At 69.9% G+C, this 11,739-nt stretch carries 7 protein-coding genes; 6 read left to right on the plus strand and 1 reads right to left on the minus strand.

Features of this window, described 5'->3' with window-relative positions:
* Positions 1-6: 6 nt before the first annotated feature.
* Positions 7-1,539 (minus strand): protein kinase domain-containing protein, encoded by a 1,533-nt coding sequence (locus ACYVF6_RS42605; RefSeq protein WP_460531544.1) that lies wholly within the window; start codon positions 1,537-1,539, stop codon positions 7-9.
* A gap of 178 nt (positions 1,540-1,717) precedes the next feature.
* Between ACYVF6_RS42605 and ACYVF6_RS42610 the strand changes: the two genes are divergently transcribed.
* From ACYVF6_RS42610 to ACYVF6_RS42635, 6 genes are all read left to right on the plus strand, one after another.
* Positions 1,718-2,416, plus strand: coding sequence for a hypothetical protein (locus ACYVF6_RS42610; protein ID WP_460531546.1), 699 nt, complete (start codon positions 1,718-1,720; stop codon positions 2,414-2,416).
* Between the two features lie 28 nt (positions 2,417-2,444).
* The gene (locus ACYVF6_RS42615; protein ID WP_460531549.1) at positions 2,445-4,454 is read left to right on the plus strand and encodes a flotillin family protein; all 2,010 of its coding nucleotides are present in this window, start codon (positions 2,445-2,447) and stop codon (positions 4,452-4,454) included.
* Entirely contained in the window at positions 4,451-9,361 is a 4,911-nt protein-coding gene (locus ACYVF6_RS42620) for a DNA repair ATPase (RefSeq protein WP_460531552.1), read from the plus strand. Before ACYVF6_RS42615 ends, ACYVF6_RS42620 begins: the two co-directional genes overlap by 4 nt.
* Positions 9,362-9,453: 92 nt before the next feature.
* Positions 9,454-9,792 (plus strand): PadR family transcriptional regulator, encoded by a 339-nt coding sequence (locus tag ACYVF6_RS42625; protein WP_460531555.1) that lies wholly within the window; start codon positions 9,454-9,456, stop codon positions 9,790-9,792.
* Entirely contained in the window at positions 9,789-10,697 is a 909-nt protein-coding gene (locus ACYVF6_RS42630) for a hypothetical protein (protein WP_460531558.1), read from the plus strand. Before ACYVF6_RS42625 ends, ACYVF6_RS42630 begins: the two co-directional genes overlap by 4 nt.
* Positions 10,694-11,605, plus strand: a complete 912-nt coding sequence (locus ACYVF6_RS42635; RefSeq protein ID WP_460531561.1) for a hypothetical protein — start codon at positions 10,694-10,696, stop codon at positions 11,603-11,605. Before ACYVF6_RS42630 ends, ACYVF6_RS42635 begins: the two co-directional genes overlap by 4 nt.
* The last annotated feature ends 134 nt before the right edge of the window (positions 11,606-11,739 follow it).

Consider the following 11,739-nt stretch of genomic DNA (forward strand, 5'->3'; position numbering starts at 1 on the left):
CCCGCTTCACACCGCGCGGTTCGGGACGACTCCGGGATCCTGGGTCGGCGGTGTCGTGATCGGCTCGGTGGTCGGCGGGTCGGTCGGCTCCGGCGTGTCGGTCGGAGTGTCCGACGGCTCCGGGGTGTCGGTGTTGGTCGGCGTGTCCGACGGCTCCGGCTTGTCGGTCGGAGTGTCCGACGGCGAGGGCGTGTCGCTCGACGTCGGAGTCGGTGTCGGCTTCGGCGTGTCCTCGTCGTCATCGTCGGGATAGGTGTTGCCGCTGGTCTCGGACGGGCTCGGCTCGGTGGTCTTGCCGTCGTCGACGTTGCCGGTGTCGGTCTCCCGCGGCTGCGTGGAGCCCTGGGTGGTCTCCTGGACACCGCCCGGCGTGCTGCCGCCACCGCCCTGCGGACGCAGTTGGTCGAACATGAACCCGCCGATGCCCAGCACGAGCACGGCCGCGGCGGCGACCGCGATCCACGCCCTGCGCTTGCGCTGCGGATAGGGCTCCTCATCGGGGTACGCGGGCTCGGGATAGCCGGCCGCGCCACCGCCGGGTGGCAGGCCGGCCGCGTCGAGCTCGCCGGTCGGAGCGTCGCCGGGCGGCGGCACCGCGATGCCGCGCGGGTCCGACGGCAGCAGAGCCTGCCCGGACAGCGCGCGGGCGATGTCGGCCCGCATCTCCTCGGCGGTTTGGTAGCGCTCCCCCGGAATCTTGCGCAGGGCCTTCAGCGTGATCGCGTCGATCGCCGCCGGGATCCGCGGCTCGATCGACGACGGCGGCGCGGCATCCTCGCGTACGTGCTGGTAGAGAACGGCGACCGGCGACTCGCCGACGAACGGCGGCCGGCCGGTGAGCAGCTCGTAGAGCAGGCAGCCGGTGGAGTAGATGTCGCTGCGGCCGTCGACCTTCTCACCGCGCGCCTGCTCCGGCGAGAGGTAGTGCGCCGTGCCGATGACGGCCGACGTCTTGGTCATGGTGGCGCCGCCGTCGCCCAGCGCGCGGGCGATGCCGAAGTCCATCACCTTGACGATGTTGGCGGGCGTCACCATCACGTTGCCCGGCTTGATGTCGCGGTGGACGATCTCCTGGCGATGGGAGTAGGCCAGCGCGGCCAGCACGTCGGACACGATCGAGACCGCGCGCTCCGGCGGCAGCTTGTTCTCCGCGCGCAGGATGTCGCGAAGGGTGCGCCCCTCGACGTACTCCATCACGATGTACTGCACCGCGGAGCCGGTCCCGTCGCCCGGGACGGGCTCCTCGCCGGTGTCGTAGACAGCGACGATGTTGCGGTGGTTGAGCTTTCCGGCCGCCTTCGCCTCGCGGCGGAAGCGCTCCTGGAACGTCACGTCCGTGGCCAGCCCGGCCAGCAGGATCTTCACCGCGACGACACGACCGAGTCGGCGGTCGGTGCCGAGCCGAACCTCGGCCATGCCACCTGTGCCGACTACCTCGCCCAGGTCATAGCGACCACCCGCCAGCAGCCGGCTGGCCGGGGTGTTGTGATCGGCTGCGCCCTGAGGATCCGTGGCGCCGGAGTCGTTTCCGGTCGTCATCCCCGTCATCCTACGGTGTGTCACGTTCGCGCGCTTGGGGCGGCTCGGACAGATTCGGCCCGATTTCTGGGCTGTGGAAAGCCCACGCGTGATCGGCCCTGGGTACGGCTATACTCCTGCCCTGCTCGTAGGCCGTTTCGGGGACGCTATGGGCCGGGGCAGCCGGGGAGGGCAGTCGGTGGAAAAGCTACTGGACGCGTCGTTCTCCTTTCCTGCCGTCATCTTCAGCGTCGCGATGATCCTCGTGATCGTCTACTGGCTGATCGTGCTGATCGGCGCGCTCGACATCGACCTGCTCGACCCAGAGATCGGCACTGACATCGGCGCCGGCACTGACGCCGGCACTGACGCCGACGCGGACTCCGGCACGGGCATCGCTGGCCTGATCTCCGGGATCGGACTGGGCGGCGTACCCGTCACGGTCTCCCTGTCGTTGCTGGTCGCCTTCGCCTGGTTCGCCGGGCTGGCGGGCACGGTCGTCCTGCGCGGCACCGGGGTGGGCACGGTGGTGCTGATTCTGATCGGCGTCGCCATCGTCGTCGGCGCGCTCGTGGTCGGCTGGATGGCCGCGCGCGTGCTCGTGCTCCCGTTGCGCCGCCTGTTCCCCGACGACAAGGCCCCCTCTCGGCACGACTTCGTCGGCAAGCTGTGCCTGATCAAGACCAGCCGGGTCGACACGGGGTTCGGACAGGCCGAGGTCACGGCCGCGGACGGTTCGACCGCCCTCATCCAGGTTCGCCGGCACGCGGCCGACGAGCCCCAGGAGTTGCTGGCCACGGGCAGCGCCGCCCTGATCTTCGAGTACGACATCGACGGCGAGTTCTTCTGGGTCACGCCGTACGACCAGAGCCTCGACCCAGATCGAACTGTCACCTGAGAACTCTGAACCACCACCAGGGGGTTGCATGGACGTCATCCTCAGCGGCTTCGGCGTGCTGATCGCCGTTGTCGTACTCATCCTGCTCGGGCTGCTGCTCCTCGTGGCGCGGCTGTTCCGCAAGGTCGAGCAGGGCAAGGCGCTGATCGTCTCCAAGGTCCGCAAGGTCGACGTGACGTTCACCGGCGCCGTCGTGCTGCCCGTACTGCACAAGGCCGAGCTGATGGACATCTCGGTGAAGACGATCGAGATCCAGCGCACCGGCAACGAAGGCCTGATCTGCCAGGACAACATCCGTGCCGACATCCGGATCACGTTCTTCGTCCGCGTCAACAAGACCATCGAGGACGTCATCAAGGTCGCCGGCATGATCGGCACGGCCCGCGCGTCCGACGAGACCACCCTGCAGGAGTTCTTCAACGCGAAGTTCTCCGAAGCGCTGAAGACCGTCGGCAAGCAGCTCGACTTCGTCGACCTCTACACCAAGCGCGAGGAGTTCCGCGACCGGATCATCCAGGTCATCGGCACCGACCTCAACGGCTACAGCCTCGAGGACGCGGCGATCGACTACCTCGAGCAGACGCCGATGCACCAGCTGGACGCGGCGAACATCCTCGACGCGCAGGGCATCCGCAAGATCACCGAGCTGACGGCGATCGAGCACGTACGCACCAACGAGTACCAGCGCAACCGGGAGAAGGAGATCACCCGGCAGGACGTCGACGCCCGTGAGGCGATCCTCGAACTGCAGCGCCGGCAGGCCGACGCCGAGATCAAGCAGCGCCGCGAGATCGAGACCATGCGGTCCCGCGAGGAGGCTGAAATCGCCCGCGTCGCCGCCGAGGAGAAGCTGAAGGCACAGACCGCCAGCATCCGTACCGAGGAGCAGCTCGGCATCCAGACCGAGAACCAGGCGCGTGAGATCGCGGTCGCGGCCAAGAACAAGGAACGCGTGATCGCGATCGAGTCCGAGCGGATCGAGAAGGACCGCCAGCTCGAGGTGATCGCCCGCGAACGCGAGACCGGCCTGTCCACGATCGCCAAGGACAAGGAGGTCGAGGCCGAGAAGCGGCTGGTGGCCGAGGTCGTCCGGGAGCGGATCGCGGTCGACAAGACCGTGGCCGAGCAGGAGGAGAGCATCAAGCGGCTGCGCGCGGTCGAGGAGGCCGAGCGGCTGCGTCAGGCGACCGTGATCCAGGCCGAGGCCGAGGCGCAGGAGCAACTGGTCAAGGACATCAAGGCCGCGGAGGCCGCCGAAGCCGCCGCCAAGCACAAGGCCCAGGAGGAGCTGACCCTGGCCGAGGCGCGCAACCAGGCCGCCGAGCTCGACGCGCGTGCCAAGATCCGGCTGGCGGAGGGTGCGCAGGCCGAGGCCGCCGCGTTCGGCCTGGCCGAGGTGCAGGTCAAGGAACGCGACGCCGAGGCGATCCAGAAGGTCGGCCTGGCCGAAGCCGCCGTGCAGAAGGAGAAGGTGCTGGTCGAGGCCGAAGCGGTCGGCGCACGGCTCAAGTCCGAGGCCGAAGGTCTCACCGAGAAGGCCGCGGCGATGGCCGCCCTCGATTCGGCGAGCCGCGAGCACGAGGAGTACCGCCTGCGGCTGGAGGCCGAGAAGGAGATTCGCCTGGCCAGCATCAACGTGCACAAGGACATCGCGCAGGCGCAGGCCTCGGTTGTCGCCAAGGGCCTGGAGAACGCCGACATCGACATCGTCGGTGGCGACAGCGTGTTCTTCGACCGGCTGGTCGGCTCGATCAGCCTCGGCAAGAGCGTCGACGGCTTCATGGAGCACTCGCAGATCGCGTCGACGCTGGCCAAACCGTGGCTGAACGGCTCGGCCAGCTTCACCGAGGACCTCGCGACGCTGCTCGGCCAGATCAACACCGACGACATCAAGAACCTCACGGTGTCGGCCGCGCTGATGCGGCTGATCCAGTCCGGCGGGCCGAACGCCGGCCGGCTGCAGGAACTGCTGGCGACGGCGCAACGACTCGGCTTCGCCGACCAGCCGGTCGCTGAGATCACCACAGCCAAGCGATGACGACGACCACCGCGCAGGCCGTAACACCCTCAGAGCCCGAACCCGGGCTGGACGCCGGCACGTACGAGGTGCTGCGGGCCCGGCTGTCCGAACAGGCAGCCGAGCTCGCCCGCCGGGCCGAGGCGCTCAACCAGCAACGGCTCTCGGCGTTCGGCAGCACGGAACTGACGCTGATCGGCACCGAGCGGATCCGTACCGAGAACAACTGCGTGCCCCGCGACATCGTCGCTCTGTCCGTTTCCGGGGCGGACGCGATGCTGTTCGGCTACAACGTCTTCATCGGCCTGCGTACGGAGACCACGGTCGACGACGTGTTCTCGCTGCACCGCTTCGTACGCGACGGCGACGCGTTCCGGTTCGACGTCGTTTCGGACGCGGAGTCCCTTGCGCTGTTGAGGGACGAGGCGTTCGTCAGGGAGTTCGGCGAGCTCTATCGCTACTACAAGGAAACGCGCCTCATTCACCTGCGGCAGGTCGAGGGCAAACTGCTCGCGGTCTTCCAGACCGGTGCGGCGGCCGACGACATCCGCGTGCTGCGCTGGCAGGTCGCGGTCGACGGCAGCGTCACCTACCTCGACAACCGGGGCGAACGCGACCACGTCTTTCCGCCCGCCCACGACTTCGAGTGGGTGGAGACCACCCGCGAACAACACGTGCTCGGACGGCATCCGCACATCTCGGTCGAGGACCTGGTGTTCGTCGAGACGATCGGCGGCAACCTCACGATCAAGGTGGAGAACAACACCGAGACCGGCGAGGGCATCTACAGCGAGCCGGTGACCGAAGCGCTGCAGAGCCTGGCCGACGCCGACGTGCACTACGCCCGGGTCGGCCCCCTTGTGCTGCTGCGGATCCGCCCGTACAAGGAGACCGAGTGGCGGCACCTGGTCTTCAACACCAGGACGAAGAGCGTCGTACGCCTGGACGGCATCGGGCAGGCGTGCCAGCGGCTGCCCGAGGACCAGGGGCTCATCTTCCCGGGCGGCTACTACCTCTCCACCGGCATCGCGAAGACGTTCGACGCCGACGTCGAGGACCTGGAGTTCGAGCGCGCGATCCGCTCCCCCAACGGCGAGGACGTGCTCTACGTCTTCCACGCGCGGGCCGACGGGCGGTCGCTGCTGCTGCCGTACAACGTGATCCGCAAGGAGGTCGCCACCCCGATCCCCTGCCACGGCTACTCGTTGTTCGACGACGGCACGCTCGTGGTCTTCAGAGCGGACAACGACGAACCGACCCGCGTACACCCGATGCAGGTGTGGCGCACGCCGTACGTCTCCGACACGTTCGCGGCCGCGCAGCCGGTCGGCACCGGGCCGCTGGAGCGGATCGGCAACGCCGAGCTGGTCCGCGGCATCTCCGACTGCCTGTCGGTGCAGCGGATGATCGGCGAGATGGCACCTTCGACGGCGGTCTTCGAGGCGATCATCGCGGCCTGCACCAGGGTGTTCGACAGCTACCACTGGCTCGGCGAGGCCGAGCTCGGCGACCTGCGGCTGCCGCTGACGGAGATCCGCGGCACGGCCGAGCAGGTGCTCGACGAGTTCGAGAACGTCCAGACGCTGACGGCCCAGGCCGTGAAGGCACTCGACGACGCGGCGGCGAACGTCGAGGTGCTGGCCCGGCGCGTGCGCGGCGAGGCACCCAAGGGAGCGCAGGACTGGGTCGCGCAGCTGGCCGAGCTGCGGAAGGCGCAGGGGCAGCTGGAGACGCTGCGCGAGCTGCGGTATGTGGACACCGCGCGGATCGGCTCCTTGGCCGAGCGGCTGGACACCGAGCTCCGCGAGGCGGCCAAGCGCGCGGTCGCGTTCCTGGAGCAGCCCGACGCGTTCACCGGCTACTCCGAGGCTGTCGGCCGCCTGACGGCCGACGCCGGTGCGATCGCGACGGTCGCGGCGGCGGCGCCCGTCGCCGAAAGCCTTACTGCGCAGGCGGAAGGCCTGCAGGTGGTCACCGAGGTGGTCGGCTCGCTCGAGATCGCCGATGCGACCGTACGCACGGCGATCCTGCAGCGCATCGGCGAGGTGCTGGCCGGCGTCAACCAGGCCCGGGCGACGCTCGACGGACGGCGGCGCGAGCTGCTCGACTCCGAGGGGCGCGCGGAGTTCACGGCCGAGCTGGCGTTGCTGGCGCAGTCGGTGACCGGCGCGCTCGCGATGGCGTCCACGCCCGAGGCGTGTGACGAGCAGCTCGGGAAGCTCCTGCTGTCGCTGGAGAACCTGGAGTCGCGGTTCGCGGAGTTCGACGACTTCTTGAGCCAGCTGACGGCGAAACGTACGGAGATCTACGAAGCGCTGTCCGCGCGCAAGCAGAGGCTGCTCGACGAGCGGACGCGTCGCACCGACCGGCTGGTGGAGTCGGCCGAGCGGATCCTGTCGACCGTCCAGCGACGGGCGGCGGGGCTCGCGTCGCTCGACGACGTCAACACCTACTTCGCCTCCGACCCGATGATCGCCAAGCTGCGTTCGGTCGCGGCCGAGCTGCGGGCGCTCGGCGACTCCGTACGCGCCGAAGAGCTCGACGGCCGGGTGAAGGCCGCCCGGCAGGAGGCCGGCCGCTCGTTGCGCGACCGGCTCGACCTGTTCGGCGCCGGCGGTCAGACGATACGGCTCGGCAAGCACGACTTCGCGGTCAACACGCAGCCGCTGGACCTCACGCTGGTGCCGCAGGACGGCCGGCTGGTGTTCGCGATCACCGGCACCGACTACCGCGGGCCGGTGCGCGACGAGACGTTCGAGGCCACGAAGCCGTTCTGGGAGCAGTCGCTGGTCTCGGAGACGGCCGACATCTACCGCGCCGAGTTCCTCGCCGTCAGCGTGCTGGAGAACCTGCCATCGCTGGTGGAGGACGACCTGCTCGGCGCCGTACGCAAGGTCGCGGAGTCGCGCTACGACGAGGGCTACGAGCTCGGCGTGCACGACCACGACGCGGCGCAGATCCTGGCGGCGTTGCTGCGGTTGCGGGCCGGCGCGGGCCTGCTGCGCTATCCGCCGGCGGCACGCGCGGCCGCGCAGCTGTTCTGGGCATTCGGTACCGACGAGGCGGCCAGGCAGGTCTGGACGACGCGGGCCGGATCGCTCAGCCGGGCACGGGCGACGTTCGGAGGCTCCCCCGCGATCGACGAGCTGCGCACCGAGCTCGGCACGGCGATCGCGGAGTTCTGCGGCACGAACGGTCTGCCGTTCGAGGTCGAGCTGGCCGGTGAGTACCTCTTCGAGGAGCTGGCCGACTCGCCGTTGGCGTTCGTCACCAGCGGTGGCGTACGCGCGCTGCTGGAGAAGTTCGACCGCGCAGCCGGCACCGCCCGCCAGCAGCTCGACGCCGACCTGCTGGCGCTCGACGATCTGGGCGACCGGCACCAGCTGGTGTCGGCCTGGCTCGAGGCGTTCGACGGCGGAACCGGCTCGCCGGAGCTGGCCGAGGCAGCCGCCGTCAAGCTGGGGGGACCCGAGCTGCCGCGGCACGACTCCTCCGCCGCGCTGACCGCGACGGTCGAGGGCCTGCTCGGCTCGCATCCGCGGATCTCCGAACGCCGACTCTCGATCCGGCTCGACGAGACACTGGCGCGCGTCCGCCGCTTCCGCGCGAAACGGGTGCCGGCCTACCGCGCGTACCAGAAGCAACGGACCGAGCTGGTCACCCGCGAGCGCGCCCGGCTGCGGCTGCCGGAGTACCAGCCGAAGGTGATGAGCTCGTTCGTCCGCAACCAGCTGCTCGACGAGGTCTACCTGCCGCTGATCGGCGACAACCTCGCCAAGCAGCTCGGCGCCGCCGGCGATGCCAAGCGCACCGACCAGATGGGGCTCCTGCTGCTGATCTCGCCGCCTGGGTACGGCAAGACGACGCTGATGGAGTACGTCGCGAACCGGCTGGGCCTGGTGTTCGTGAAGGTGAACGGGCCGGCGCTCGGGCACTCCGTCTCGTCGCTGGATCCCGCGGAGGCACGCAGCGCGACGGCGCGGCAGGAGATCGAGAAGATCTCGTTCGCGCTGGAGATGGGCAACAACGCGTTGCTCTACCTCGACGACATCCAGCACACGTCGCCGGAGCTGTTGCAGAAGTTCATCTCGCTGTGCGACGCCCAGCGCCGGATCGAAGGCGTCTGGGACGGCGCGGCGCGCACGTACGACCTGCGTGGCAAGCGGTTCGCGGTGTGCATGGCCGGCAACCCGTACACCGAGTCCGGCCAGCGCTTCCGGGTGCCCGACATGCTCGCGAACCGGGCCGACGTCTGGAACCTCGGCGACGTCTTGTCGGGGCGGGACGAGCTGTTCGCGTTGAGCTATGTCGAGAACGCGCTGACATCCAACTCCGTGCTCTCGCCGCTGTCCACGCGCGACCGCGCGGACGTCCCGCTGCTCGTCCGGCTGGCGGCAGGGGACGAGTCCGTGCAGCCGGACCGGCTGTCGCATCCGTACTCCGCGGTGGAGCTGGAGCAGGTGCTGTCGGTGTTGCGGAAGCTTTCGCGGGTGCAGGAAGTCGTGCTGTCGGTGAACCGGGCCTACATCGCGTCCGCGGGCCAGGCCGAGTCGTCGCGTACGGAGCCTCCGTTCCTGTTGCAGGGTTCGTACCGCAACCTGAACAAGCTGGCCGAACGTATCGTGCCGGCGATGAACGACGCCGAGCTCGAAGCGGTGATCGACGACCACTATCTCGGTGAGGCACAGACGCTGACCTCCGGCGCCGAGGCGAACCTGCTGAAGCTGGCCGAGCTGCGCGGGCGGCTGTCGGACGCCCAGACCGCGCGCTGGGCCGAGGTGAAGGCGGCGTACCTGCGGTCGCGGGCCCTCGGCGGCGCGGAGGACGACCCCATGGCGCGAGCGGTGGGCGCGGTCGGCCTGCTGGCCGACAAGGTGAGCGCGGTCGAGGCCGCGATCCGGGAGGCAGGCGGCTCGTCCGGCTCCTGACGTTCGAGAGCGGAGATCCCGTCGGCTTCGTGCTGTGACCGCTGGGCGCTCAGGCGACTTGCATAGTCAAGTCATCGATATATACTGACGGCATGAGCAGCCGTCCAATGCAGGAGCCGACGTTCCTGATCCTCACCGCGCTCGCGGCCGGGCCGCAGCACGGGTATGGCGTCATCACCGACGTCCAGCGCATCTCCGACGGGCGGGTCCGGCTGCGCGCCGGCACTCTCTACGCCGCCCTGGAGCGGCTCACCGACGAAGGCCTGATCGAGCTCGATCGGGAGGAGATCCACGAAGGCCGGGCCCGGCGTTACTACCGGCTCACCGGCGCCGGCGCCACCCGCCTGGCGGAGGAGGCGGACCGGCTCAGCCACCACGTGAAGGCCGCCAGGGCGAGACTTCGGATAGGACTTACGGGAGGGCAGGCATGAGCACACTCGAGAACCACTACCGCAGGCTGCTGGCCTGGTATCCGCGCGACCACCGGGCCGCGCACGAGGACGAGATGGTCGGCGTCCTGCTGGCGAGCGCCGAACCGGAACAGACCAGGCCGACTGCCGGTGAACGCGCCGACCTGCTCTGGGGCGGGCTGAAACTGCACACCCGCCGGACGTTCGGCCGCGCATCGGGACCGTCCTGGCGCGACGCGCTCGCCGTGGCCGGCGTTCTCGGCACGCTCGTCCTCATGATCCCGGAGCTGATCTCCACCGCACTCTGGCTGAGGTGGGAAGTTCCCCCGGCCACCCAGCTGATCCAGGTGGTGCTGATCGTCGCCGTCGCCACGGGCGTCGCCGCGAACCAACGGTGGGTGGCCGCTCCGGCGGCCTGGCTGCTGTTGCCCGCCATGACACCGTGGGCCGTCGGCTCACCGGGGCCGTACGAGATCGACAGCTGGACCCTGCTGGCCCTCGGCACCGCCGTCGCGCTCACGTTGACCAGATCGCCGAGGCGTGGCTTGCGGCTCGCGGGTGCCCGGGGCCTGCTGACGCTGGCGGTGCTGGTGACGATGGTCATGGCGTGGGAGACGGCCATGTTCGGGGTCGGTCTGGGGCTGGAGCCAAGGTTCCAGCACTTCCCGTTGGTCGCCACCTGCGCGCTCGCGGCGGGATACGCGCTCAGCTCGAGCCTGGGTCGCCGATGCCTGGCGATTCTCGCGCTACCGCTCGTCGCCGGGCTCGTGGCCAGCGAGGCCTTGCTCCTCAGCATGGACGGCTGGCTGATGGCGGCCCTGCTCGGCCTGGCTGTCGTGCCGTTCGCCGTCGCCGGCCGGATGATCAGCAAGCGGGGCAAGGAGGCCAACGCGGGCGGCGGCGCGGCCGCGGGCGATCCGGCATGAGCACGCTCGAGGACCACTACCGCCGGCTGCTGGCCTGGTACCCACGCGACCACCGGGCCGCCCACGAAGACGAGATGGTCGGCGTCCTGCTCGCGAGCTCCGAGCCGGGGCAGTACAAGCCCGGACTGAGTGAGTGCGCCGACCTGGCCTGGGGCGGACTGAAGCTGCACGCCCGCCGAACGTTCGGCCGGGCCTCCGCATCGGCCTGGCGGGACGCGCTCGCCGTGGCCGGCGTCGTCGGGACGCTGGCCCTGCTCGTCCAGGTGCTGACGTCCACAGTGCTCGCGTCAGTGGCCGGATACTGGGTGCCCGCGCGGCTTTTCGACCCGTTGCTGACTTTGGTCGTCACGATGGCCATCGTCGCGAACCAGCGCTGGCTGGCGGTTCTCGCGGCCTGGGCGCTGTGGCTCAACCTGCTGCCCTGGACCGGCTGGGACGAGAACGGTTCGGCCGGGCCGTTCGCGATCGACGGCTGGATGGTGCTGGTCGCCGGCACGGCCGTCGTGCTCACGTTGACCCGGTCGCCGCGGCGTGGCTTGGAGTTGGTCAGCCCCCTGCGCCTGCTGCCGTGGGCCGCCCTCCTGGCGGTCGTCACGCTGTGGGAGGAGGTCCTGTTCTGGTTCGGGCGGGCGCCGGACCAGATGTCCGCCGCGCTACCGATGCTCGCGCTCTGCGCGATCGCCTGCGGCTACGCGCTCAGCTCCGGCCTGGGTCGCCGGAGCCTGGCGATCCTGGCACTGCCGGTCGGGTACGAGCTCGCGAGCGTCCAGGCTCGGCTCTTCCAAACCCCGGGCTGGCTGCTGGCCTCCGCGGCTGGCATTGCCGTCATGCCGTTCGTCCTGGCCGGCCGAGCCGCCGACCGGCGTGGCACCGCGGACATCGCAGACACTCCACGTGCCCGGCGCTGAGGAACGCAGCAGCGCGGCGGCGGCCTGACCGCCCCTCGGCGGGCAGGACGCCGCCTCACCTCGCGGAACACCCCGCCCAGGTGTTCCGCGGCCCAACAGTTGATCGCCTTACTGACAGCCGGACGACGGATCAG

It is taken from the genome of Flindersiella endophytica (assembly GCF_054779015.1).